Genomic DNA, 25,040 nt, shown 5'->3' with positions numbered 1-25,040 from the left:
GGGGAACTGATGGAGAACGTGCAGGCCTGGGTGCTGCCCGCAGGTCCGCAGGACAGGTCCGGCGGACCGGTGCGCGGCGAGCTGACCCTCACCCGCATCCCGGTCGCCTCTCCCGGCGAACACGAGGTACTCGTCGAGTCCCTCGTGGGCTGCTGGGAGGCCAACATGGAACACGCCCTCGCGCGCAACCCCGTCGACATCGTCCGGCAGCGCGGCGAGGACCGGATCGTCATCGGCACCTGCGGCGTCGTCCGCGTGCTGAAGCCCGGCTCGGGCGTGCGCGGACTGCGCGAGGGCCAGGAGTGCCTGTGGATCCCGTTCGGCGAGGTCGACCGCAACGGCTACGCGGAGACCATCTGCGCCTACGACGCGCCGGGTTCGCCCGGACTGCTGGCCGAGCGCATGGTCGTCCCCGCCGGCCGGCTGGTGCCGCTGCCGTCCGACGGACGCTACCCGCTGGAGCGCTGGGCGCCCTTCGCCCGGTACTTCACCGCGTGGGACAACTGGCGTGTCACCAGCCGGTGCTGGCGCAGCCAGGTCGACGACGCCTGGGACGAGCAGCCGCTCGTCCTGGGCTGGGGCGGCGGGGTCGTCTTCGCCGAACTCGAACTGGCCCGCCGTGAGGGCTTCCGCACGGCGATGGTCTCCGGTCGGGAGAGCCGGCTGAAGGAGATCGCCGCGTCCGGCGCGATCGCCGTCGACCGCCGCGAGTTCCCCGACCTGGACTACCTCCGGGCCAAGGAGTCCACCGACCCCGACGCCATGGACCGCTACCGCGCCTCCGAGGCCCGGTTCCTGGAGATCGTCGGCGAACTCTCCGGCGGCCACGGTGTCTCCGTCTTCCTGGACAACCTCGGCGGCGGCCTGCACCGGGCCACCCTGAAGAGCCTCGCCCGCGAGGGCGTCGTCTCCACCGTCGGCTGGAAGACCGGCATGCGGCTGTGGAACCTGCGCGCCACCGAGTGCATCAGCCGGCACATCCACGTCCACACCCACGCCTGGCGGCTGCAGGACGCCGCCCGCATCCGCGACGCCCAGCAGGAGACGGGCTGGCTGCCCGACATCGCCGACGACCCGGTCACCCCGTTCGCCCGCGTCCCCGAACTGGCCGAGGCGTACCGCCGGGACGACCTCGACACCTACTTCCCGCTGTTCTCCGGCGCCGGGAGGGGCTGAGCCGATGAGCCCGCGTTCCTATGACGTGGCGGTCGTCGGCATGGCCTGCGCCTTCCCCGGTGCCCCGGACCTCGGACGGTACTGGGCCAACGTGCTGGCCGGTGCCGACGCGGTCACCGAGGTGCCGCCGGACCGCTGGCCGGCCGACCGCCACTGGGCCGGAGCCGAGGCGGCGCCCGGCGAGCAGTCGCCGTCGAAATGGGGCGGTTTCCTGCCGCCCCTGCCCTTCGACGCGCTCGCCCACGGCGTCCCGCCGAACTCCCTCGGCGCCATCGAGACCGCCCAGTTGCTCGCCCTGGACACCGCCGACCGGGCGCTGGCCGACGCCGGCTACGCGGAGCGCCCGTTCGACCGCGAGACCACCTCGGTGATCTTCGCCGCGGAGGCGGGGGCCGACCTCGCCTCCGCGTACGCGGCGCGCTCCCTGCTCGGCCAGCACCTGGAGTCGGTTCCGGAGGAACTGGACGCCCGACTGCCCCGGCTGACCGAGGACTCCTTCCCCGGCACCCTCGCCAACGTCATCGCCGGCCGGGTCGCCAACCGGCTGGACCTCGGCGGCCCCACCTACACCGTGGACGCGGCCTGCGCGTCCTCGCTGGCCGCGCTCGACCAGGCATGCAAGGAACTCCTCACCGGAACCAGCGACATGGTCCTGTGCGGTGCCGTCGACACCCACAACGGCCTCCACGACCACCTGCTGTTCGGCTCCGTGCGGGCCCTGTCGCCCACCGGCCGCTGCCGCGCCTTCGACGCCTCCGCCGACGGCATCGTCCTCGCCGAGGGCGTGGCCTGCCTCGTGCTGAAGCGGCTCGCGGACGCCGAACGCGACGGCGACCGCGTCTACGCCGTGATCAAGGCGGTCGGCGCGGGCAGCGACGGGCGCGGCCTCGGTCTGACCGCGCCCCGGCCCGAGGGCCAGCGGCGCGCCCTGGAACGCGCCTACGCTTTCGCGGGCGTGTCCCCGCGCGCGGTCGGCCTGGTCGAGGCGCACGGCACCGGCACGGTACTGGGGGACCGCACCGAACTTGAGACGCTCACCGAGGTGTTCCGCGCGGCCGGCGCCCCGCCCGGAGCGTGCTCGCTGGGCTCGGTGAAGTCCCTCATCGGCCACGCCAAGTGCGCGGCCGGCATGGCCGGGCTGATCAAGGCCGTCCTCGCCGTGCACACCGGCGTCCGGCCGCCCACCCGCCTCACCGAGCCCAACGCGGCCTGGGACCCGGCGACCAGCCCCTTCGCCTTCGACACCGCGGCCCGCCCCTGGGCCGAGACCGAACGCGTCGCCGGAGTCAGCGCGTTCGGCTTCGGCGGGGTCAACTACCACGCGGTCGTCACCGCCCACCACCCCGACCCGGCGGGTCCCGCCGTCGCACCGTCCGCCGGACTGCTGCTCTTCCGCGGCACCGAGGACGAGGTCCGCACCGCCCTGCGGGAACTGGCCGGCCGACTGGCCGACGGGACCTCGGGACCGTCCGCCCCGACCGCTGTCACCGGCACCGGCCCGACCAGGGTCGCCATCGTCACCGGGGACACCGCCGCGCTGCGGGAACAACTCGAACTGGCCCTGCGCCTGGAGGACCGCCCCGAGCACGGCGTGCACGTGGGGGACGGCACCCGGCAGCCCGTCGCGCTGCTCTTCCCCGGCCAGGGCAGCCAGCGGCCCGGCATGCTCGCCGACCTCTTCGTCGCCTTCCCGCGCCTGCACCGGTACCTGCGCGCCGAACCGGCACTGGCCGGCGCCCTCTTCCCACCCGCCACCTTCGGCGGCGACCCCCCGCGCCTGGTCGACACCCGGCTCGCCCAGCCCGCCCTCGGCCTCGGCGGACTCGCCGCCCTGGACCTCCTGCGGGCCTGCGGCGTCGAACCCGACACGACCGCCGGCCACAGCTACGGCGAACTGCCCGCCCTCGCCGCCGCCGGCGCCCTCCCCGAGTCGGCCGTACTGCCGCTGAGCGGCGCCCGGGCCGAGGCCATGCACCGCGCGGCGGGTACGGACCCCGGCGCGATGGCCGCGGTCGCCGCGCCCGCCGGCACGGTCGCCGACGTGCTGGCCCGGCACGGCCTCGCGGACGACGTCACCCCGGCCAACCACAACGCCCCCGGACAACTGGTGCTCGCCGGTTCCGCGGCCGGGATCGACGCGGCCGTCACCGTACTGCGGGAGGCCGGCCACACCGCCAAGCGGCTCCCGGTCGCGGCGGCCTTCCACAGCCGCCGGATGGCCCCGGCCGCCGACGTGTTCGCCGCCGCACTGGCCGGCCAGGACCTCCGCGCGCCCCGGGTGCCCGTCTGGTCGGGCGCCACCGCCCGGCCGTACCCCACGGAGCCGGAGGCGATGCGCACGCTGCTCGCCGACGCCCTCGCCCGCCCGGTGCGGTTCGCCGAGCAGATCGAGGACATGTACGCGGCCGGCGTCCGCGTCTTCGTGGAAGCGGGCCCGGGCACGGTCCTGACCCGCCTGGTCGGCGAGGTGCTCGCCGACCGGCCGCACACCGCCCTGTCCGTGGAGGCTCCCGGCCGTCCCGGTCTGCCCCACCTGCTCGGCACCCTCGCCGCGCTCGCCGTCCGCGGAACCCCGGTACGGCTGGACGAGCTGACCGGCGACCGCGTCGCCGCGCACGAGCCCGCCGCCGCGCCGGCCGGGTGGACCGTCGACGGGCACCTGGTCCGCACCGCGGACGGCACGCCCGTTCCCGGCGGGCTGCGGCCGGCCGGACCGCCCGTCACGCTCACCGGCGGCGGCACGCCCGACGGCCGCGACGAGACCGTCATCGAGTTCCTGCGCGGCACCCAGCGGATCGTGGCCGCGCAGCAGGAGGTCATGCTCCGGTACCTCGGCACGGACGCCCCGGCCCCCGAACAGTCCGCCGCCGGGGAGCCCCGGCGACCCGGCAAGACCGGGACCGGAACAGAGACCGGCACCGGGACCGCCGCACCCGCGGCGTCTTCCGCACCGTCCGTCCTGGACCTGGTCGCCGCACGCACCGGCTACCCGCCCGCCATGCTCGACCCGGACCTGGACCTGGAAGCCGCCCTGGGCGTCGACTCGCTCAAGCGCACGGAGATCGCCTCGGCCCTGGTCCGCGGCACCCCGGCCGCGGCAGCCGTGGGCGAACTCGCCGACCTGCGCACCATCCGGGCGATGACCGACTGGCTCACCGCCCGCACCGCCCCCGGCCCCCGGGAGCCCGGACGAGAGCCCGCTGCCCCGCCCGCCGGCCCGACGGACGCTGTCGGCCGGGTGACGGGGGTGGAGCCCGCAGGGCCGTCCGCCGCTCCGACGGATGCCGTCCGCCAGGTGGCCGGGGCGGGGGAGCGGACCGTCGGTCCGCGGGACGCCGTGCGGCACGTGGTCGAACCCGTGGCCGAGGAACGGCCCGTCGGCCCGCCGCCGGTCCTCGCCCGTGCCGTGGTCAGCGGCGGCGGCGAGGTCGGAGACGTACTGGCCGCCCGGCTCAAGGAGAACGGCACCGAGGTCGTCAGCGACCCCGCGGGCTGCGACGCCCTCCTGCTGCTCGACGCCCTCGACGGCGGCGACGGCGTCCTGCCCGGCCGGTTCGCCGAGCTGCGCGCGGCGGTCCTGGGCGGCGTGTCCACCCTGCTGCTGGCCACCTGCCACGCCGCCGGACCCGCCGGCGGCGGCCTGCACGGCCTGGCCCGCGCGGTCTCCCGTGAGCACCCCGGTCTCGCCGTGGTCGCCGTCGACCTGCCCACCGGACTGCCGCCGGAGGCGGCGGCGCGGACCCTGCTCGCCGAACTCGGCGCCCCCGGGCCCTCGGTGACCCACACCGCCGGCCACCGGGCCGTCTGGCGGACCCGGCCGGCCCCGCTGCCCGTCGGCGACGTCACCGCCCGCGACCTCGGCCTGGACCGCGACTCCGTGGTGCTCCTCACCGGCGGCGCGCGCGGCATCACCGCCCGCATCGCCCGCGCCCTGGCCACGCTCACCGGCTGCCATGTCGAACTCGTCGGACGCACGGAACCCGTCGACGGACCCGTCCTGAGCGACGCCGACCTGCGCGCCCGCCTGATCGCCGACGGCGGGCGCGACCCGGCCGGCATCGAACGCGCGGTCCGCGCCCATGCCGCCGGCCGGGAGGTCCGGGGGTGTCTGGACGGCCTCGCCGAGCGGGCCGCCTCGGTGCGCTACCACCGCGCCGACGTACGCGACCCCGAACGGCTGGGCGCCGTCCTGGACGACGTGTACGCCCGGCACGGCCGACTGGACACCGTCGTCCACGCGGCCGGCCTGGTCCGCGACCGGCTGCTGCGGGACAAGACCCCCGACGAGTTCGCCGAGGTGTACGACACGAAGGTCGCGGGCGCCCGGACCCTGGCCGCCCGGCTCCGGCCCGGCCTGCGCCACCTGGTGCTCTTCGGCAGCATCTCCGGCGTCACCGGCAACCGCGGCCAGAGCGACTACGCCGCCGCCAACGACGCCCTGGACACCCTGGCCCGGCAGTGGTCCGGCCGCGTCGCCGACCGGGTCCTCGCTCTGGACTGGGGACCCTGGGCGGCGGACGCGGGCGGCATGGTCACCGCCGAACTGGAACGGGCGTACGTCCGCAACGGCATCGGCCTGATCGACCCGGACGACGGCGTACGGGCCTTCCTGTGCGAACTGGCTTTCGGCCGCGACCCGCAGGTGCTGCTCACCGCCGGGGACCCCGCCGGGTTCGGGAGCGCCCTTGACTGACATCCTCCTCGCCGCCGCGCCGGACCCCGGCACCCTGCGCGCCGCCCTGCGCGCGGGCCGGCGCGCGGGCCGGCGCGGCGGGACCGGACCCTGCCGCGTCGCGCTGCTCGACCCCACGGCCGAACGGGTCGGGCTGGCCCTCGCCCTGATCGAACGGGGCGAGCCCTGGCGCGGCGGCAACGACATCTGGTTCGCCCCCCGACCCGGGCCGGCCGGCGGCACCGTCTTCCTCTTCCCCGGCCTGGACGCCCGCACCGGCCCGCCCCCTGACGACGTCCTCCACTGGCTGGGCCGCCCCGCCGGACCGACGACCGGCACGGCCACCCTCGCCGACCGCACCCACGCCACCCTGCGGCTCAACCGGGTGCTCCACGCGGCGCTGCTGCGGGCCGGGGTCGTCCCGGACGCCATGGCGGGCCACAGCGCGGGGGAGTGGAGCGCGCTGTTCGCGGCGGGCCTCTTCCCCGAGCCGGCGTTCGAGGAGTTCGCCCGGACCATGGGTGCCGCCCCGGTCCCGGACGTCGTCTTCGCCGCCGTCGGCCTGCCCGCCGAGGCCGCGGCCCGGCTCGCCGAGGGGGAGGCGCGGGTGGCGCTGTCCCACGACAACGCGCCCGACCAGAGCGTGCTGTGCGGCGACGAGGACGCCGTCACGCGCTGCCTGGCCCGGATCACCGACCCCGAGGTGCCCCGCAGGGTGCTTCCGTTCCGCTCGGGTTTCCACTCACCGATGCTCGGCCCGTATCTGCCGGGCTTCTCCGCCGTGTTCGACCGTGTGCCGCTCGCCCGCCCCGCCGTCCCCGTCTGGTCGGCGACCACCGTCGCCCCCTACCCGGACGACGCGACGGAACTGCGTGCCCTGCTGAACCGGCACCTGGTGGAGCCGGTCCGGTTCCGCGCCGTGATCGAGCGGCTGTACGGGCAGGGAGCCCGCGTCTTCGTCCAGGCCGGCTGCGGCAGCCTCACCCGCTTCGTCGCGGCCACCCTGCACGGACGGCCGCACCTCACGGTCAGCGCGGGCTCCGCGACGAGGCCGCAACTCGACCAGCTGCGCTGGGCCGCCGCCGCGCTCTGGGCCGAGGGCCACGCCCCGGACCTGGCCGCACTCGGCCTGACCCGGCCCGCCCCGGACCGGATGCCGAGCGCCCACCCGGTGACCGCGGCCCCTGCGGCGCCCGGAGCCGCACCGGTCCGCACACCCCACGAGGTACGCGCCGCCCACCCGGTGGCCGGCGCCTACGAGGCCGCCGTCGCCGCGGTGAGCGCGTCCGTGGAGACCGTCTACCGGGCCTGGAAGGAGCGGACATGAGCAGGCGACGACACGCGGTCGTGACCGGATCGTCCAGCGGCATCGGCGCGGCCGTCGCCGCCCGGCTGGCCCGGGCGGGCTGGGCGGTCACCGGCTGGGACCGCCGACGCGGCGACGGCACCGGCCTCGACGACTGGCGCGAGGTGGACGTCTCCGACGCCGAGTCCGTCCAGGCCGCGGCCCGCGAGGTGACCGAGACCGACCTCCTCGTCAACAGCGCGGGCGTCGGCGCGATCGCCCCGTCGGCCGAGCTGAAGCCCCGCACCTGGGAGCGGGTCGTCGGCGTCAACCTCAGCGGCACCTTCTACTGCGCCCAGGCCCTGTTCCCGGCCCTGTCCGCGAGCCGCGGACTGGTGGTGAACCTGGCCTCCGTCATGGCCCACCGGGCCGTACCCGGCCGGGCCGCCTACTGCGCCTCCAAGGCCGGCGTGGTCATGCTCACCGAGGCACTCGGCGTCGAGTGGGCGGAGCACGGCGTACGCGTGGTGGCGGTCAGCCCCGCCTACGTCCGCACCCCCCTCGTGGCGGAAGGCTTCGCCAACGGCAACCTGGACGAGGCCGCCATCGCCGCCCGCACCCCGCTGGGCCGGCTCGCCGAGCCCGAGGAGATCGCCGACCTCGTCCTGACCCTCACCGGCGACGCGTTCGCCTATCTCACCGCCACCACCCTGCGCTTCGACGGCGGCTGGACCGCCGACGGCGTGTTCCCCCGCTGAACAGGCCCACGGACAAGGAGAACCAGACCCGATGCCCGTCACGGACTTCGGCGTCCTCGCGCTCGCCCACGCTCTCGGCGACCCGCGCGACGTCGCCGCCACCGCGGCCGACCACGTCGACGACCCCGACCGCGTCCTGCTCTGGGGCTACCGCGGCTACCACCGCGCCCCGGAGGGCACCACCTCCACCGCCCTCGCCGCCCGCGCCGCCGAGAAGGCCCTCGCCAAGGCGGGCGTCGATCCGCGCGACCTCGACCTCGTCGTGGTGGCCGACAGCAGCGTCCCCGAATACCTGCTGTGGGACACCTCGGCCGCGGTCGCCCGCGCGATCGGCGCCGGCACGACACCGACGCTGCTGCTCGGCCAGGGCTGCGCGTCCGGCGTCACCGCCTTCCAGCAGATCGCCGGCACCTTCGCGACCCGCACCGACGCCGAGACGATCCTGCTGGTCGCCGTCAACCAGGTGAGCGAGGCGCACACCAACCGGATGCGCTTCAACACCCTGCTCGGCAGCGACGGCGCCGCGGCGGCCGTGCTGCGCCGCGGCCACGGCCGACTGCGCTGGCTCGCCACCGAACAGCTCACCGACCCCACCTACGCCGACTTCTACCGGGTCGAGTACGGTGGCGCGACCGCCCCGCACGCCCCCGAGGGCACCGGCAACCTGGACATCGACCCGCTGTCCCTGGTGTACCGGCACTTCCGCCGGGAGCCCGAGCACCTGGCGAAGTTCGTCCGCACCCTCAACAGCCGCGTCCGCACCGTGTTCGAGGACGCGTGCGACGGCGCCGGTGTGGACCCCGGCGAGGTGAAGCGGTTCCTGTTCCTCAACGACAACCAGGACTCCCTCGCCGACGTCGCCAAGGCCGTCGGGGTGCCCCTGGACCGCACCAACGCCGAACTGGCCAAGGACCTCGGCCACTGCGGCGGCGCCGACCAGCTCATCTGCCTGGACATGCTGCTGGAGCGCGGCGAGCTGGCCGAGGGCGACGTGGTCGCGCTCGCCGGTCTGTCCATCGGCATGCACTGGTACTGCACCTTGCTCGCCGTCTGACCGGGCACGGCCGAGAACCACCGAGAAACACCCGGACACCCCGAGAAACACCCGGACACCCCGAGAAACACCCGGACACCCCGGTAAACACCGAGATCCACCGAGATCCACCGAGATACACGGAGAGAAGAACGACCATGGCAGAGCTGACCATCCAGGACCTGATCGACGTCTTCAACCGCAGCAACGGCGACCAGGACCCGGTCGAGCCCGAGGGCGACCCGTCGGACGTCACGTTCGCGGCCCTCGGCTTCGACTCGCTCACCACGCTGAACGCCGTACGCCGGATCGAGCGCAAGCACGGCGTCGAACTCGGCGAGAACGTGATCAGCGAGGCCCGTACGCCGCGCCAGCTGCTCGACCGCGTCAACGCCGCGCTCTCCGCGGCCTGAAGCCCTAGGAGCGACACGACATGTGCGGAATCACCGGATGGGTGGCCCACGGCGAGGACCTCGCGCGGCACCGGTCCGTCGTCCAGGCGATGACCGACACCATGATCTGCCGCGGGCCGGACGCCGAGGGCGTCTGGATCGAGGGGCCCGTCGCGCTCGGCCACCGCCGGCTGTCCATCATCGACCCGGCGGGCGGCGCCCAGCCCATGGTCGCCGAACGCGACGGCCGGACCCTGGCGGCCCTGACCTTCTGCGGAGAGATCTACAACTTCCGGGAGCTGCGTGCCGAACTGGCCGCTCTCGGACACGCGTTCCGCACCAACAGCGACACCGAGGTCGTGCTCCACGCCTACCTCCAGTGGGGTGCCGACTTCGCCGCGCGGCTCAACGGCATGTTCGCCATCGGCCTGTGGGACGCGACCACCCGCGAACTGCTGCTGGTGCGCGACCCGATCGGGGTCAAGCCGCTCTACTTCGCCCGGACCCCCGACGGCGTGGTCTTCGGCTCGGAGCCGAAGGCCGTGCTGGCCCACCGCGGTGTGCCGCGCCGGGTCGACGCCCAGGGTCTCGCCGAGATCCTGGACATGGTCCGCACCCCGGAGGTCACGCCCTTCGCCGACCTGTCCGAGGTCCGCCCCGGACAGGTGGTGCGGGTCACCGAGGGCGGGCTGACCCGTACCCGGTACTGGCAGCTGACCGCCCGCGAGCACACCGACGACCTGGACACCACGATCGCCACCGTGCGGGAGCTGCTGGAGGACATCGTCTCCCGCCAGCTCATCGCGGACGTCCCGGTCGCCACCCTGCTCTCCGGCGGCCTCGACTCGTCGGCCATCACCGCTCTGGCCCAGCGCGCGCTGAACGCCGAGGGGCGCGGCCCGGTCCGCTCGTACTCGGTGGACTTCCAGGGCGCGGCCGACGGGTTCGAACCGGACGCGGTCCGCGGCACGGCCGACGCGCCGTACGTGCGGGACTGCGCCGCCCATGTGGGCTCCGACCACAGCGAGGTGCTGCTCGACAGCACCGAGCTGGCCGACCCGGCCATCCGGTCGGCGATCCTGGGCGCCACCGATCTGCCGCCGGCGTACTGGGGCGACCTGTGGCCGTCGCTCTACCTGCTGTGCCGGGAGATCCGCAAGCGGGCGACGGTGGTGCTGTCCGGCGAGTCCGCCGACGAGCTGTTCGGCGGCTACCGCTGGTACCAGCGCCCCGAGGCGGTCGACGCGCCGACGTTCCCCTGGCTCACCCCGGGCTCGGCGCGGATCTTCGGCGGCAGCTCGCTGATCGACCAGGGGCTGCTGGAGAAGCTGGACCTGGAGGGCTACCGCCGGGACCGCTACGCCGAGGCCCTCGCCGAAGTGCCCGTGCTGCCGGGTGAGTCCGCGGTCGACCGGCGCATGCGCGAGGTCACCTACCTGAACATCACCCGGTTCATGCAGGCCGTGCTGGACCGCAAGGACCGCATGAGCATGGCCGTCGGCCTGGAGGTCCGGGTACCGTTCTGCGACCACCGCCTGATGGACTACGTGTTCAACGTGCCCTGGGCGATGAAGTCGTTCGACGGCAGGGAGAAGAGCCTGCTGCGCGCCGCGGTCCGCGACGTGCTGCCGGCCTCGGTCCTGGAACGCACCAAGACCCCGTTCCCCTCCACCCAGGACATCCGCTACGAGCAGGCCCTGCGCGCCGAGCTGCGGGAGGTGCTGGCCGATCCGGACGCGCCGGTGCTGCCGCTGCTCAACAGCACGCGGGTCAAGCGCGTCCTCGGCCGCGAGCTGGACGACTTCAGCCTGCCGCACGACCGGGGAGGCATCGAGATGGCCCTGTGGCTCAACCGCTGGCTCGCCTCGTACGACGTGACCGTCACCCTCTGACGGCCCGACCGCCGGAGCGCCGCCCGCACGGGCCGGGCGGCGCTCCGCCCCGGTGCCCGGCGGCTTCCTCTACCCACGTCCGTACCCGCATGTTTCGCACACAGCACGTTCCACCAAGGGGGACACATGGCCGATCGGTCCAGCGCAGCACACCAGTTGTGGCTGCGCAGCTTCCACCAGCCGGCACCGGGCGCGCCGCGGCTGCTCTGCCTGCCGCACGCCGGTGGCTCCGCGAGCTTCTACTTCCCGGTCTCCAAGGCGCTCTCGCCCGCCGTGGACGTACTCGCGGTGCAGTACCCCGGCCGCCAGGACCGCCGCCAGGAGCCCCCGGCGGACTCCATCCAGGAACTCGCGCAGGGTGTGTTCAGCGCCCTGGACGAGCAGGACGACAGGCCCCTCGCCCTGTTCGGGCACAGCATGGGCGCCATGGTCGGCTTCGAGCTGGCCCGGCTTCTGGAGGAGGCCGGACGGCCTCCCGCGGTGTTCTTCGTCTCGGGCCGCCGGGGCCCCTCCGTCCAGCGGTCGGAGAACGTCCACCAGGGCGACGACGCGCGGCTCATCGAAGAGGTCACCAAGCTCGACGGCACCGACGCGGCCCTGCTCCAGGACGAGGAGCTGCTGCGGATGATCCTGCCCGCGCTACGGGCCGACTACCGCGCGGTGGAGACCTACCAGCGCACCGCCGGACCGCGCCTGAACAGCCCCTTCGTGGTGATGACGGGCGACGTCGACCCCCGGGTGACCCCCGACGAGGCCCGGACCTGGTCCGAGGAGACCGACGGCCCCTTCGAACTCCATGTGTACCCCGGGGCCCACTTCTACCTGGTGGCCGAGCAGCGGGCCGTACTGGACCGGATCGAGGCCACGCTGCGGCGGCTGGCGTCCGGCACCGGAGCGGCGGCCTGAACCCGTGAACGAGATACTCAGCGCGGTCCTGTCCGAGGACGCCACCCCCGCGGACGTCGCGGCCCTGCCGCTGCCCGAGTCGTACCGCGCGATCACCGTGCACAAGGACGAGACGGAGATGTTCGCGGGCATGGAGACCCGCGACAAGGACCCGCGCAAGTCGATCCATCTGGACGAGGTGCCCGTGCCCGCACTGGGCCCGGGCGAGGCGCTGGTGGCCGTCATGGCCTCCTCGGTCAACTACAACTCGGTGTGGACCTCGATCTTCGAGCCGCTGCCGACCTTCGGGTTCCTGGAGCGCTACGGCCGGCGCAACGAACTGACCAAGCGGCACGACCTGCCGTACCACGTCATCGGCTCCGACCTCGCGGGCGTCGTCCTGCGCACCGGCCCCGGCGTCAACGCCTGGAAGCCCGGTGACGAGGTGGTCGCGCACTGCCTCTCCGTCGAGCTGGAGTCCTCCGACGGCCACGACGACACCATGCTGGATCCCGAGCAGCGGATCTGGGGCTTCGAGACCAACTTCGGCGGGCTGGCCGAGATCGCGCTCGTCAAGTCCAACCAGCTGATGCCCAAGCCCCGGCATCTGACCTGGGAGGAGGCCGCGGCTCCGGGCCTGGTCAACTCCACCGCGTACCGGCAGCTGGTGTCCCGCAACGGCGCCCAGATGAAGCAGGGCGACAACGTCCTGATCTGGGGCGCGAGCGGCGGACTCGGCTCGTACGCCACCCAGTTGGCGCTGGCCGGCGGCGCGTTCCCGGTGTGTGTGGTCTCCAGCGAGCAGAAGGCCGCCGTCTGCCGGGAGATGGGCGCCGAGGCGATCATCGACCGCAGCGCCGAGGACTACCGGTTCTGGAAGGACGAGAACACCCAGGACCCGAAGGAGTGGAAGCGCTTCGGCAAGCGCATCCGGGAACTCACCGGTGGCGAGGACGTCGACATCGTCTTCGAGCACCCCGGCCGGGAGACCTTCGGCGCCTCGGTGTTCGTGGCCCGCAAGGGCGGCACGATCGTCACCTGCGCCTCGACCTCGGGCTACCGCCACGAGTACGACAACCGGTACCTGTGGATGTCGCTGAAGCGGATCATCGGCTCTCACTTCGCCAACTACCGCGAGGCCTGGGAGGCCAACCGCCTCATCGCCAAGGGCAGGATCCATCCGACCCTGTCGAAGGTCTATCCCCTGGAGGAGACCGGACAGGCCGCCCACGACGTGCACGGCAACCTGCACCAGGGCAAGGTCGGCGTGCTGTGCCTCGCGCCCCGGGAGGGCCTGGGCGTGCGCGACGAGGAGATGCGCGCCCGGCACATCGACGCCATCAACCGATTCCGGCCGCCCACGACGGCAGCCTCTTCGAAAGGAACGACGTCATGAGCAACCCGTTCGACAACGAGGACGGCCGCTTCTTCGTGGTCGTCAACGACGCCGGCCAGCACTCCCTCTGGCCGGCCTTCGCCGAGATCCCGGCCGGCTGGTCGGTCGCCCACGGCGAGGCCGACAAGGCGTCCTGCCTGGAGTACGTCACCGCGCACTGGACCGACATGCGGCCCCGTCAGCTGGCCGAGGCCATGGCGGCGGAGAGCTGACGGACCGGGCGCCGCGGCGGGCGGCACCGGTGGACCGGTGCCGCCCCGGCGGTGTGCGTCAGGCGAGGATCTTGGCGGACTCGATGACCACGGACTCGGTGGGGACGTCCTGGTGGCCGTGGCGGCTGCCCGTCTTGATCGCCTTGATGGAGTCGACGACTTCCTGACCCTGGGTGACCTTGCCGAAGACGGCGTAGCCCCAGCCGGTCGGGGTCTTCGCCGAGTAGTTGAGGAAGGCGTTGTCCGAAACGTTGATGAAGAACTGGGCCGTGGCCGAGTGCGGGTCGCTCGTCCGCGCCATCGCCACGGTGTAGTTGTTGTTCTTCAGCCCGTTGTCGGCCTCATTCTGGATCGGCCCCTGGGTGGGCTTCTGGTCCATGTCCGGGGTGAAACCGCCGCCCTGGACCATAAAGCCGTTAATTACCCGGTGGAAAATCGTGCCGTCGTAGTGGCCGCTGCGGACATACGACAGGAAGTTCTCGACGGTCTTGGGCGCCTCGGCGTCGTTGAGTTCCAGCACGATCCGGCCGAAGTTGGTGTTCAGCTCGACTGTCGACATCAAAAATCTCCTTATCCCGGTGGGTCATGCCCACGCTACGGTACGGCCTCGGCGGCCGTTCCCCGGTGCGGCCGAGGACCATGCCATCCGACGGCTCAAACGCACCATGGAATATACGACCACAGGGCACATGGACCGTGCTGCGGCGCCCCGGGGTTCGAACGGCCATCCGGGTCATGGCAGGCTCCGGCGGACGGCTTCCCCGACCCTATTCGCCCGCATTACCGGGCGCCGGGGGCAGCGCCAGATGGGCCAGATCGCCCGGCGGTGGTGTGGTCACCGGCCACAGCGGCGCCGCGACCCCGTCGGCGAGCGCGGCCGGCGCGTCCGTGAGGTTCATGCGCTCCCGCAGCCGGCCGTAGAAGTCCGTCGGACCGAGCCGGACCGCCTTCAGCCGGCGCGGGGCCGCGTACACGCCGATCCAGTCGCCGGGGCTCAGCACCCCGCGCAGCTGGCCGTCGATGCTGACCGCGGCCTGGCCCGAGCGTTCGAGCACCCGCAGCGCGACGGGCTCGTCCGGCGCGGCCACGACCGAGCGGTTGAACACCATGTGCGGGGCGACGGGCGTGAAGACGAGGCCCTCGGCACGGGGCGAGACCACCGGACCGCCGGCGGCGAAGCTGTACGCGGTGGACCCGGTGGGCGTGGCCACCAGCAGCGCGTCGGCGGAGTAGACGGCCAGGAGCCGCCCCGCCAGATAGACCGCGACCGACACCTGCCGGTCCCGGGCCAGTTTCTCCACGACCACGTCGTTCAGCGCGGTGACGTTCAGGGCGACGCCCCAGTCGTTGCCCACCTCGCAGTCCGCGCGCACCCGCGGCGGGGGCAGCATCGGCCCGCGGCCGTACCGCAGCAGCGCCTCCATCTGCGCGGGCACCTCCAGCCGGCACGACGCCCGCATGGTGAGGAGCATCCGGCTCTCCACCGTGATCCGCTCCTCCCGCACGGCGTCCAGCGCCGCCCGTACGGCCGTGACCGGGACCTCGGTGAGGAAACCGACCCGGCCGAGGTCGACGCCGAGCACCAGGGCGTCGTTCTCGGCCGCCAGCCGGGCACCGCGCAGGAAGGTGCCGTCGCCGCCCAGGGTGACGATCAGATCCGGGTCGCCCGCGCTGTCGACCTCCTCGCGGGCGCTGTGCCGGGCGCCCTCCTGCCACACGTCGATGTCCGCGCACCCCACCGCGTGCTCGGCGCACCACGCGCGCACGGTCCGTGCGGCGGCCACCGCCTCGGCGCGCCCGCCGTGCACGACCAGGCCGACACGGTTCACCGTCATGTCCGCACACCGCCTCCCAGTCGGCTTCTGCCGAGCGCCATCCTCGCCGCGGAGTGCGCCGGCAGGGTGCGCGCCACGCCGCGGGGGCGCTGCGCGGGGCTCTCTCCCCGGCTCGGCCGGGGGCTTCGTGCCCGTCCGGCCCGGATCTCGTCACCGGCGTGTCACAGCGCACGGACAGGGGAACCCGGTGGCGCGGCGCCCCTGTCCGTGCCGGTGAGCACCGGCGGCGCGCCGGTCCTGCCGAACACGCACCACACGCAACGGGGGATCCCATGCATCACCGACCCGACGGCCGCGTCACCGCGGCGGCCCTGGCCGCCCTTGTCGCGGGCCTCTCGCTGACCGCCTGCCAGGCGGCGAGCGGTACCCCCGCGGACGGGAGGCCGGCCGGCAAGGCCACCTCGTCCGCCGTCCCGACCGCTGCCACCGAGGGTGCCCGGCCCGCCGGCGGCGCCCGGTCCGCGCCGGCCGTTCCCGTGGCCGCCGCGCCCGTGTCCCCGGTCGCCGGCACCTCCTCACGCACCTCGTCGGGCTCTTCCTCCGGCGGCGCGCGGGTCTGTGCCGTGGACGCGCTGGAGGCGACGGCGTACCAGGCCGCCGACCGGCCCCGGGGTACCGGCACCGGAGCGGCGGTCGTCCAGTTCACCAACGTCTCCGCGAAGACGTGTGTGCTGCGGGGCCACCCCACGGTGGCCGGCGCGGGCAACGGCTCTCCGCAGCACTCCAAGCCGCTGAAGGTGACGCGGACGGGCGCCGCGGCCCCCGTGAGGCTCGCGCCGGGCGGCCAGGCGTGGGTGAAGCTGACCTTCGTGCAGGTGCAGGGCGAGGCGGACGGGTACTGCGAGTCGGGCGCGACGCCTTCCTCGTACCCGACGATCGTGGTCGGCCTGCCCGGTGCGGGCGCGCACCAGGTCGCCCTGACGGACGGAGTGCTCGCCGAGTGCGACGACAAGGTCACCGTGACGGCGGTGTCGGCGACGAAGCCTTCCTGAGCGGGCGGCCCCTCTGACGGCGCCTGCTCCTGGGCGCGCGGGGCCGTCGCGTGCGCCTGCTCCTGGGTGCGCGGGGCCCTCTGACGGCGCCGTGCCGGGGGCCTCGCCGCGTCTTCGGCGGGGCTTGCCGCCGGGCCGGGGCCCCGAACGTCACCCCCGGCCGTCCGCCGCGAGGAACGGCTCCAGCAGGCCCAGCAGCGCGTCCGGGCGGTCCAGCGGGACGATGTGGCCGCAGTCCGGGATCACCTCGCCGGTCAACCGGTCGGCGTGGGGGCGCAGTTGCCGCTCCAGGGCGCGGCCCACCGGGTGGGCGCCGATCGTGAGCGCGGGGACGGTGAGACGGGCGCCGGCCACCGCCTCGCGGATCTGCCGGGCGCTCGTGGGCAGCGCCCGGTACGGTCCGAACGCCGCCCGCAGCGCCTCGCGTCCGGCGTAGGCACGGGCGAAGTCCGCACGGAGGTCCGGCCGCACACCGCGGCCGAGCGTGCCCCGCTCCAGGAACCAGCCGACGTACGCCTCCTCGTGGCCCGCGAGCACGGTCTCCGCGAGGCCGGGCTCGGCGTGGAAGCCGAACCACCAGGGCGGCCCGCCGGCGAGGAACGCGTCGGCGCCCGGGAGGTCGCCCAGCAGCGACTCCATCAGCACGAGCCGCCGCACCAGCCCGGGCCGCCGCATGGCCAGCAGGAACGCGGGCGGGGCGCCGAGGTCCATGCCCACGACGGCGGCCGGCCCGGCGTCGAGCGCCGCCAGCAGGCCCTCGGCGTCGGCGGCGAGCATCCCCGCGTCGTACCCGCCCGCCGGGCGTTCGCTGTCGCCGAACCCCCGCAGGTCCGGTGCGATCACCCGATGGCGGCGGGCCAGCGGGCCGATGACCTCGGTCCACAGCCGCCAGGTGTGCGGGAAGCCGTGCAGCAGCAGGACGGCCGGCCCCGCGCCGGCCGTGGCGACGTTGAGGCCGACGCCGTTGACGGTGACCCGGCGCAGCCGCACGTCGGGGACGGAAGTGGAAGGCATGGGCAATCCTTTGGGTAACCAATGGTGACAAGGGAACGCTAGGTAACTAACCTGGGGCCCACCAGACCGCACTTTCCCGTCAGTTGGTGAGCTTCAGGTGACCTCCCAGGCCAAGGGCGTGCCGACCGCGCGCGGGGACCTGTTCGACCCCGCGTGCCCCACGCGCCGACTGCTCGACCGGATCGGCACGAAGTGGACGTCGATGGCGGTGAAGGTGCTGGCGGAGGCGGCGCCGGGGGAGGTGCGGTTCGCCGAACTGCTGCGCCGGATGCCGGGCGTCTCGCAGAAGATGCTGTCGGTCACCCTGCGGAACCTGGTGCGGGACGGCCTGGTGACGCGCCGGGTGGAGGCCACCGTGCCGCCCGCGGTGCACTACCGGCTCACCGGACTCGGCCTGTCGCTCGACACCGTCCTCGCCGCCGTCCGGAGCTGGGCGGAGGAGCACATGGCCGAGGTGGACCGGGCGAACGCGCTGAGCGACGCGCGGGGGGACCGTACCGGAACCGGCTGACCGCCCCGTAACCCGTGCGGCGCCCCGGTCCGCCGCCGCGGTGTGATCTTCCCCCTTGCGGCCGTGACACCGCTCCTGTGAGCCTCCCGTCGAACGATTTTCCGAAGAACTGTTATCGGCGCCGCACCGAGCGGTCTCCCAGGTAACGGACAGCACGGTTCGGCGTCGAGGACAGGGAAGCTTGATGAGGACACAGCACACGGTGGATCCGGCACTGGTGACCGCCGCCCGAGCGGGGGACCAGGCGGCCCAGGACGCCCTGGTCCATGCCTACCTCCCGCTGGTGTACAACATCGTGGGGCGGGCCCTGAACGGTTCGGTCGACGTCGACGACGTGGTCCAGGAGACCATGCTGCGGGCCCTCGGCTCGCTCGGCGACCTGCGCACCCCGGAGAGCTTCCGCTCCTGGCTCGTGGCCATCGCGATGAACCGGGTCAGGGCGCACTGGCAGGACCGGCAGCTCGCTCCGGGCACCGTGGAGGAAGCCGGCGACGTGGCCGATCCGGGCGCCGACTTCGTGGACCTGACCATCGTGCGGCTCCAGCTCTCCGGCCAGCGCCAGGAGACCGCGCGCGCCACCCGCTGGCTGGAGCCGGAGGACCGGGAGGTGCTGTCGCTGTGGTGGCTGGAGTGCGCCGGTGAGCTGACCCGGCCCGAAGTCGCCGCGGCCCTCGGCGTCTCCCCGCAGCACACCGCGGTACGGGTGCAGCGGATGAAGGCGCGGCTGGAGGCGGCCCGCGTGGTGGTGCGGGCGCTCGACACGCGCCCCGCCTGCGAGGAACTGCACGGTGTGCTGGTCTCCTGGGACGGTGTGCCCTCCGCCCTCTGGCGCAAGCGCATAGCCCGGCACGCCCGCGCATGCGCACGCTGCGGCGGCCTGTGGAGCGGGCTGCTGCCCGCGGAGGGTCTGCTGGCCGGGCTGGGACTGGTCGGGGTGTCGTCGGCGCTGCTCGCGACGGCGCGGTCCGCCCCGACCGCCATGACCGCGACCGGCTCGGCCGCGCCGCTCCCGCCGGACGCCCCGGCCGCCGCCCCGGACGCGGGCGCGGACCTGGCCGGACGGGAGCAGGGTGCGGCGAGCGGCGGTGGCTCCGGCGCCCGGACCGGGCTGCGCGCCTCGCGCCGCCGTACGACGGCACGCGACGAGGCGCGGCGCCGCCGGCGGAACCGGCGCCGGGCCGTCGGGGGTGCCGTGGTGGCGGCCTGTGTGGCGGGCGGCGGCCTCTGGTACTTCGGCACCGGCTCCGGACCGGAGGCCAAGGACACCACCGCCGCGCAGACCGCCGCCCCGGTGGCGGACCTCTCCGAGCCCAGCGCCGTCGCGACCTCGGCGTCGCCCTCGCCGTCCGCGTCACCGTCCCCGTCGCACTCGAAGAAGCCGAGCCCCGCCAAGAGCCCCCGCCCCACGAAGCGGGCCGCCACCCCCGAGGCGAAGCAGACCGTGCGCGCCGCCCCCCGGGTCTCCCGCACTCCCCAGGCGCAGTCGGCGCCCACGGGCACCGTGGCGCAGGTGGTCGCCCTGGTGAACAAGGAGCGGGCGGCGGCCGGTTGCGGTCCGGTCACCGAGGACCCGCAGCTGGAGCGGGCCGCCCAGGGCCTCTCCGACGACATGGCCGCCCGCGGCTTCTTCGACCACACGGACCCGGACGGCAACGGTCCCGGCGAGCGCATCACCGCGGCCGGCTACCGCTGGTCCACGTACGGCGAGAACATCGCCAGGGGCCAGCAGACCCCGCAGGCGGTGATGGACTCCTGGATGAACAGCCCCGGCCACCGCGCCAACATCCTCAACTGCTCGTTCAAGAACATCGGCGTGGGCGTCCACAACGGTTCCGGCGGCCCCTGGTGGACCCAGGACTTCGGCGCCAAGCTCTGAGCCGCGGCCCGGACCCTCACGGCCGCCCGGGTCCGCCGGCGCCGGCCGGCCGTGCCGCCGCCGGACCGCTGCCCGGGGTGTACCCGAAGGTGCGCCGGAAGACGTCGATGAACGCGCTGGCCGAGGACCAGCCGCACCGGTGCGCCACCGTGGTCACCGGCGTCTTCTCGGCCAGCAGGACCAGCGCGTGGTGCAGCCGCAACTGGGTGCGCCACTGCGGGAACGTCATGCCCAGGTCGTCGCGGAACAGCCGGGAGAGGGTGCGGTCGCTCGCCCCGACCTCCCGGCCCAGCACCGCCAGGGTACGGCCGTCGGCCGGATCGGCGCGCAGGATGTCGCACAGCGCGCGCAGCACCGGCGACGAGGGCGCCGGCAGATGCAGCGGCTGCTGGGGCGAGGCGCGCAGCTGGTCCAGCAACACCGCGCGCAGCCGCGCCCGTTCGGGACTTCCGTCCTGCGGGCCACGGGCGTAAGCGACGATCAGCTCGCGCAGCAGCGGACCCACGGCGAGCACGGTCGGCGCGTCCAGGCCGAGCGGGTTCTCGGTCGCCGGCAGGCCCACCAGATGCAGTTCGAGCGCCCCGTGCGCCTCGTGGGCGTGCGCGGTGCCGGCCGGCACCCAGAGGGCGCGGGTGGCCGGGGCGATCCAGGAACCGGCGTCGGTGGTGACGGCCAGCACGCCCCGGCCCGCGTACACGATCTGGTGCTCGTCGTGCCGGTGGGCGTCGATCGACGCGCCGGAGGCCAGCCACTGGGTGCGCGTGGGGGCCACCGGCTCATGGCGGATCTCCGTCATCGCCTGGCAGTTTATCGACAGCGCGACAGACGGGCGGGGTCCGAGCATGACGGGGTGCGAACGAAAACATCGATCACCCTGCTGACCCTGGGCCATGCCTGTGTCGACGTCTACCAGGGAGCCGTGGCGTCCCTGATCCCGTACCTCGTCGCCGAGCGCGCCTACGGCTACGCGGCGGCCTCCGGCGTCGTCCTGGCCGCCTCGCTGCTCTCCTCGGTGGTGCAGCCGCTGTTCGGCGCGCTCACCGACCGCCGGGCGGTTCCCTGGCTGCTGCCGGCCAGTACGCTCCTGGCCGGTCTGGGCATCGCACTGAGCGGGACCAGCGGCTCGTACGCGCTCACCCTGGCCGTCGTGGCGGTGTCCGGGATCGGCGTGGCCGCCTACCACCCCGAGTCCGCCCGGGTCGCCCGGCTGGCCGCCGGGGGCAGCCACGGTGCGATGGGCTGGTTCTCCCTGGGCGGCAACGTCGGCTTCGCCCTGGCCCCGCTCCTGGTCGCCGCCGTCGTGGGCACCCGCGGACTGCGCTGGACCCCGCTGCTCGCGCTGCCTGCGCTCGCCGGCGCGGCGCTCGGCCTGACCGTCCTGCGCTCGCCGGCGCGGCGGCGGCAGCTGCTCGGGGCGGCACCGACGGCCGGCACCGACGACCGGGCGGCCTTCCTGAGGCTGTCGCTGGCCGTGGTGTGCCGCTCGGTCGTGTTCACGGGCCTGAGCAGCTTCCTGTCCCTGTACGCGGCACAGCGCACGGGCGGTGGCACGGCCGCCGGTACGACCGCGCTGTGCGTCCTCTACCTCGGCGGCGCGTTCGGCTCCGTGCTGGGCGGGGCGCTGGCGGCCCGCCTGGACCGCGTCACGGTCTGCCGCCGGGCGTACCTGCTGTCGGTCGCGGCGGTGGCGGGCGTCGTCCTCGTCCCCGGACCCGCCCTGTACCTGTGCGTGGCACTGACCTCCATGGGTCTGTACGTGCCGTTCTCGCTCCAGGTCACGCTGGGCCAGGACTACCTGCCCTCACGCGTCGGCACCGCCGGCGGTGTCACCCTCGGTCTGTCCGTCGGCATCGGCGGACTGGCCAGCCCCCTCGTGGGCCGGGTGGCCGACGCGACGTCCCTGCGGACCGCCCTGGCCCCCCTGGTCCTGATGCCGGTGCTGAGCTGGCTGCTGTTGCGCACCCTGCCCGAACCCGCGGGTCCCGGCCGGCGGGACGGCCCGCCGGCCGGGGACGCTCACCGGGCCGTACCGAAGTCCTGGGTCCAGTAGCTGCCGGGCTGCGCGAGACCGACGCCTATCTCCTGGAACCCGCAGTTGAGGATGTTGGCCCGGTGGCCCGGGCTGGACATCCAGCCCGCCATGACCTGCTGCGCCGTGGAGTAGCCGTAGGCGACGTTCTCGCCGTAGCTGCTCCAGGTGTAGCCGGCGCTCGTGATGCGGTCACCGGGGGACGAACCGTCGGATCCCGTGTGCGACATGTTCTGGTGGGCCGCCATGTCCGCGCTGTGGGCCTGGGCGGCCTTGGTCAGCGTCGGGTTCAGCGTCAGGGCACGGCAACCGGCCTTGGCCCGCTCGTCGTTCACGAGCCGCACGATCTCGGCGGTGACCCCGGAGGCCGGGGCGGTGGCCTGGGGGGTGCTCGGCGCGGCGGGGGCCGCGGACGCGGTGCGGGCGGGGGCGGGGGGTGCCTGCGGGGTGCTCGGCGCGGCGGTCCGGCCGGGGTGGAGGACCGTGATCTTCTTCTTGGCCTTCTGGGTGCTCGGCTGAGCCGCCGCCGGAGGCGCGGTCGGCGCGCCGGGCTGCGGCGCGACGGTGCTCGGGGTGGTGGTCTGCGGCGCGCTCGCGCCGGAGACGTTGCGGTGGTGATGCGTGTAGGGGTACTGCCACTGCCCCACGGGCGCGGTCGTCGCGGTGGCTTGTGCCGGGGCGTCCGTACCGGACGGCCACTCGGAACAAGCCAGGGCGACGGAGGGCACGCCCACGGCGCCGATGGCGGCGGCGGTGATGGCTATCCGCCGGTAGTGCTTCGTCTTGCGGTGCTGGCCCATTCGTCAACCTCACTCGGTGATCGCCGGGCGCTCATTCTCGGGACGGCTTCACACGGAGCGCAAAGCCTTCTCCTACTACCGCGCTTCGTAGGCCCGGACGGCCCTTGCCAGGCGAGCCGCGAGCTGCCGACTTCGCGTCTGCGACGTTTGCTCATTCCTGTCGTCCTGTCAGATGCGGGCGCCTCGCGACCGATGCGCGCAGGTGTCGAGCGGCCCGCGCGTGCCTTCCTCTATCGCCGCTCACGCACGTCGCAAGCCGGACAAATCCCATATGTCGTGGGAGTGGCACCTACTATCCGGCACGCATAGTCGACGACACCGCTGTGATGGATGTCACCTCATGGCGGTTCGCAGGTTGTAAAGGCCACGAAACAACCGGGCAATACCGCGGCACGAACCTTCCCTGCACCGCCCCGGGCCGTCCGGGAGCCGTGCAGGAAAAGGGGAGCGCCGTGACGGAGATCGTCGAGAACCAAGCGCCATCGGCCCCGCCCGGCAGCCGTACGTACAACGATTGGGCGAGGAAGGACACCCTGGAGGACTACTCACTGCGCTACGCGCCCAAGTCCTTCCGCCGCTGGACGCCGTACGTCGTGGCCACCACGGCCCTCGGTGGCATCGCCTACCTGGCGGACTTCGCCATCGGCGGCTCGATCGCCGTCGCCCACGGCTTCTCCAGCGCCCTGGTGGCGATCCTGGCCGCGGCCGTGGTCGTCTTCCTCACCGGCGTACCGATCGCGTACTACTCGGCGAAGTACTCCATCGACATGGACCTGCTGACCCGGGGCGCCGGCTTCGGATACCTCGGCTCGACGCTCACCTCGGTCGTCTACGCGAGCTTCACCTTCATCTTCTTCGCCCTCGAGGGCTCCATCATGGCGCAGGCCCTGGAACTGGGCCTGCACATCCCGCTGGCCGTCGGCTACGTCATCTGCTCCCTGGTCATCCTGCCGCTCGTCGTGCACGGCATGACCGCGCTGTCCAGGATGCAGGTGTGGACCCAGCCGGTCTGGCTGGTGCTGATGGTGGCCCCGTTCGTGTCCATCGCCGTCCAGGATCCCGGCACCTACTCGGAGTTCACCCACTTCGCGGGCGACTCGCCCACCGGGTCGGCCATCAGCATGCTCGGCGTGGGAGCGGGCGCGGGCGTCGCGCTGTCACTGATCGCGCAGATCGGCGAGCAGGTGGACTACCTGCGCTTCATGCCCGACAAGACCCCGGAGAACGGCAGGCGGTGGTGGGCCGCGGTGCTCGGAGCCGGCCCCGGCTGGGTGGTCCTCGGCGCGCTGAAGCAGATCGGGGGCGCCTTCCTCGCCTTCTCCATCGCCGGCAGCGTGGGACTGGGCAAGGCCGACGAACCGATCCAGCAGTACGTCCACGGGTTCCGGACGTTCGCCGCGCCGGTCGCCCTCGGCCTCGCCACCTTCTTCGTCATCCTCTCCCAGATAAAGATCAACTCGACCAACGCGTACTCCGGTTCCCTGTCCTGGTCGAACTTCTTCTCCCGCCTGACCCACCGTCACCCCGGACGCGTCGTCTACATCTTCCTCAACGTCGGTGTCGCGCTGGCCCTGATGGAGGGCGGGGTCTTCGGCTTCCTCAACACCGTGCTCGGCTTCTACTCCAACGTGGCCATCGCCTGGATCGGCGCGGTCGTCGCCGACCTCGTGATCAACAAGCCGCTGCGGCTGAGCCCGTCGTACATCGAGTTCAAGCGCGCCCACCTGTACCACTTCAACCCGGTGGGCTTCGGGTCGATGCTGATCGCCTCCGCGGTCTCCATCGCCGCCTACTTCGAGGCGTTCGGCGCGTACGCCAAGGCGTTCTCGCCGTTCATCGCGCTGTTCCTGGCCCTGGTGCTCTCCCCGTTGCTCGCGGTCCTCACCAGGGGCCGCTACTACATCGCCCGTCCGGACGACCTGCCCCAGCCGCTGCTCGGCGCGGACGGCCTGCCCTCGGCCGCCGTGCTGACCTGCACCGTGTGCGCGACCGGCTTCGAACGGCCCGACATGGCCGGCTGCCCCTTCCACCAGGGCGCCGTCTGTTCACTGTGCTGCAGCCTGGAGAAGGACTGCCACGACGTCTGCAAGAGCGGCACGGGCCCGTCCGGGCCGGTGTCCCTGGCCATGCCGGCCGTCCGGTCCGGCGACGGGCCCTCCGCCGGATGACCCCACGGCGCGGGGGGCGGGGTAGAGGTGTGCAACCGCCGTGCGGATGTGGGGTTGCCCTCCCCCGTTGGGGGGGACTTCTCGGTTGACGACGGAATTCTCGGGTGACGAAAG

20 protein-coding genes are annotated in these 25,040 nt (G+C 73.9%); 15 read left to right on the top strand and 5 right to left on the bottom strand.

Features of this window, described 5'->3' with window-relative positions; all coding sequences use genetic code 11:
* Positions 1 to 9 precede the first annotated feature (9 nt).
* From ACZ7KF_RS22615 to ACZ7KF_RS22570, 10 genes are all read left to right on the top strand, one after another.
* Positions 10 to 1,176, top strand: a complete 1,167-nt coding sequence (locus tag ACZ7KF_RS22615; protein ID WP_471077794.1) for a zinc-binding alcohol dehydrogenase family protein — start codon at positions 10 to 12, stop codon at positions 1,174 to 1,176.
* Between the two features lie 4 nt (positions 1,177 to 1,180).
* Positions 1,181 to 5,869 carry an SDR family NAD(P)-dependent oxidoreductase gene (locus tag ACZ7KF_RS22610; protein ID WP_471077791.1) on the top strand — a complete coding sequence of 1,563 codons (4,689 nt, stop codon included), beginning with the start codon at positions 1,181 to 1,183 and terminating at the stop codon, positions 5,867 to 5,869.
* Complete coding sequence (locus tag ACZ7KF_RS22605; RefSeq protein WP_471077788.1) at positions 5,862 to 7,175, top strand: ACP S-malonyltransferase; 1,314 nt, start codon at positions 5,862 to 5,864, stop codon at positions 7,173 to 7,175. Before ACZ7KF_RS22610 ends, ACZ7KF_RS22605 begins: the two co-directional genes overlap by 8 nt.
* Positions 7,172 to 7,891, top strand: a complete 720-nt coding sequence (locus tag ACZ7KF_RS22600) for an SDR family NAD(P)-dependent oxidoreductase (RefSeq protein ID WP_471077785.1) — start codon at positions 7,172 to 7,174, stop codon at positions 7,889 to 7,891. Before ACZ7KF_RS22605 ends, ACZ7KF_RS22600 begins: the two co-directional genes overlap by 4 nt.
* A gap of 31 nt (positions 7,892 to 7,922) precedes the next feature.
* The gene (locus tag ACZ7KF_RS22595) at positions 7,923 to 8,945 is read left to right on the top strand and encodes a 3-oxoacyl-ACP synthase III family protein (protein WP_471077782.1); all 1,023 of its coding nucleotides are present in this window, start codon (positions 7,923 to 7,925) and stop codon (positions 8,943 to 8,945) included.
* Positions 8,946 to 9,082: 137 nt separating this feature from the next.
* Positions 9,083 to 9,337, top strand: coding sequence for an acyl carrier protein (locus ACZ7KF_RS22590; protein ID WP_225829080.1), 255 nt, complete (start codon positions 9,083 to 9,085; stop codon positions 9,335 to 9,337).
* A gap of 20 nt (positions 9,338 to 9,357) precedes the next feature.
* Positions 9,358 to 11,208, top strand: coding sequence for an asparagine synthase (glutamine-hydrolyzing) (asnB, locus tag ACZ7KF_RS22585; protein WP_471077779.1), 1,851 nt, complete (start codon positions 9,358 to 9,360; stop codon positions 11,206 to 11,208).
* A 126-nt stretch (positions 11,209 to 11,334) separates the two neighbouring features.
* The gene (locus ACZ7KF_RS22580; RefSeq protein WP_471077776.1) at positions 11,335 to 12,114 is read left to right on the top strand and encodes a thioesterase II family protein; all 780 of its coding nucleotides are present in this window, start codon (positions 11,335 to 11,337) and stop codon (positions 12,112 to 12,114) included.
* 4 nt (positions 12,115 to 12,118) lie between these two features.
* Positions 12,119 to 13,489 carry a crotonyl-CoA carboxylase/reductase gene (ccrA, locus tag ACZ7KF_RS22575; RefSeq protein WP_471077772.1) on the top strand — a complete coding sequence of 457 codons (1,371 nt, stop codon included), beginning with the start codon at positions 12,119 to 12,121 and terminating at the stop codon, positions 13,487 to 13,489.
* Complete coding sequence (locus ACZ7KF_RS22570) at positions 13,486 to 13,701, top strand: MbtH family protein (RefSeq protein WP_471077769.1); 216 nt, start codon at positions 13,486 to 13,488, stop codon at positions 13,699 to 13,701. The genes ccrA and ACZ7KF_RS22570 overlap by 4 nt, the downstream gene beginning before the upstream one ends.
* Before the next feature lie 58 nt (positions 13,702 to 13,759).
* Here the strand turns inward: ACZ7KF_RS22570 and ACZ7KF_RS22565 are convergent, their stop codons facing one another.
* The gene (locus ACZ7KF_RS22565; RefSeq protein ID WP_471077765.1) at positions 13,760 to 14,260 is read right to left on the bottom strand and encodes a peptidylprolyl isomerase; all 501 of its coding nucleotides are present in this window, start codon (positions 14,258 to 14,260) and stop codon (positions 13,760 to 13,762) included.
* A gap of 208 nt (positions 14,261 to 14,468) precedes the next feature.
* Positions 14,469 to 15,536, bottom strand: coding sequence for an NAD(+)/NADH kinase (locus ACZ7KF_RS22560; RefSeq protein WP_471077761.1), 1,068 nt, complete (start codon positions 15,534 to 15,536; stop codon positions 14,469 to 14,471).
* 272 nt (positions 15,537 to 15,808) lie between these two features.
* Here ACZ7KF_RS22560 and ACZ7KF_RS22555 point away from each other — a divergent pair, with 272 nt between their 5' ends.
* On the top strand, positions 15,809 to 16,528 hold the full coding sequence (locus ACZ7KF_RS22555; RefSeq protein ID WP_471077758.1) for a DUF4232 domain-containing protein: 720 nt from the start codon (positions 15,809 to 15,811) through the stop codon (positions 16,526 to 16,528).
* A 150-nt stretch (positions 16,529 to 16,678) separates the two neighbouring features.
* Here the strand turns inward: ACZ7KF_RS22555 and ACZ7KF_RS22550 are convergent, their stop codons facing one another.
* Positions 16,679 to 17,542: an alpha/beta fold hydrolase gene (locus ACZ7KF_RS22550; RefSeq protein ID WP_471077755.1), complete on the bottom strand. Its 864-nt coding sequence runs from the start codon at positions 17,540 to 17,542 to the stop codon at positions 16,679 to 16,681.
* A gap of 97 nt (positions 17,543 to 17,639) precedes the next feature.
* Between ACZ7KF_RS22550 and ACZ7KF_RS22545 the strand changes: the two genes are divergently transcribed.
* Both ACZ7KF_RS22545 and ACZ7KF_RS22540 read left to right on the top strand, forming a co-directional pair.
* Positions 17,640 to 18,053 (top strand): winged helix-turn-helix transcriptional regulator, encoded by a 414-nt coding sequence (locus ACZ7KF_RS22545; protein ID WP_471077752.1) that lies wholly within the window; start codon positions 17,640 to 17,642, stop codon positions 18,051 to 18,053.
* Positions 18,054 to 18,237: 184 nt separating this feature from the next.
* Complete coding sequence (locus ACZ7KF_RS22540; protein WP_471077750.1) at positions 18,238 to 19,929, top strand: sigma-70 family RNA polymerase sigma factor; 1,692 nt, start codon at positions 18,238 to 18,240, stop codon at positions 19,927 to 19,929.
* Between the two features lie 16 nt (positions 19,930 to 19,945).
* Here ACZ7KF_RS22540 and ACZ7KF_RS22535 read toward each other — a convergent pair whose 3' ends face one another.
* Positions 19,946 to 20,725, bottom strand: coding sequence for an AraC family transcriptional regulator (locus ACZ7KF_RS22535; RefSeq protein ID WP_471077747.1), 780 nt, complete (start codon positions 20,723 to 20,725; stop codon positions 19,946 to 19,948).
* A 54-nt stretch (positions 20,726 to 20,779) separates the two neighbouring features.
* On the opposite strand from ACZ7KF_RS22535, the gene ACZ7KF_RS22530 reads away from it, so the two are divergent.
* Positions 20,780 to 21,979: an MFS transporter gene (locus ACZ7KF_RS22530; protein ID WP_471077744.1), complete on the top strand. Its 1,200-nt coding sequence runs from the start codon at positions 20,780 to 20,782 to the stop codon at positions 21,977 to 21,979.
* On the opposite strand, the gene ACZ7KF_RS22525 is transcribed toward ACZ7KF_RS22530, so the two are convergent.
* Positions 21,946 to 22,758, bottom strand: coding sequence for a CAP domain-containing protein (locus ACZ7KF_RS22525; RefSeq protein ID WP_471077741.1), 813 nt, complete (start codon positions 22,756 to 22,758; stop codon positions 21,946 to 21,948). The two genes, ACZ7KF_RS22530 and ACZ7KF_RS22525, sit on opposite strands and share 34 nt — an antisense overlap.
* Positions 22,759 to 23,210: 452 nt before the next feature.
* Here ACZ7KF_RS22525 and ACZ7KF_RS22520 point away from each other — a divergent pair, with 452 nt between their 5' ends.
* Entirely contained in the window at positions 23,211 to 24,926 is a 1,716-nt protein-coding gene (locus tag ACZ7KF_RS22520) for a purine-cytosine permease family protein (protein ID WP_471077738.1), read from the top strand.
* The last annotated feature ends 114 nt before the right edge of the window (positions 24,927 to 25,040 follow it).

This window comes from Streptomyces sp. NPDC038200 (genome assembly GCF_055600785.1).
The sequence above is the reverse complement of the archived record's forward strand: the minus strand, read 5'-3'. Positions and strand labels throughout refer to the sequence as shown.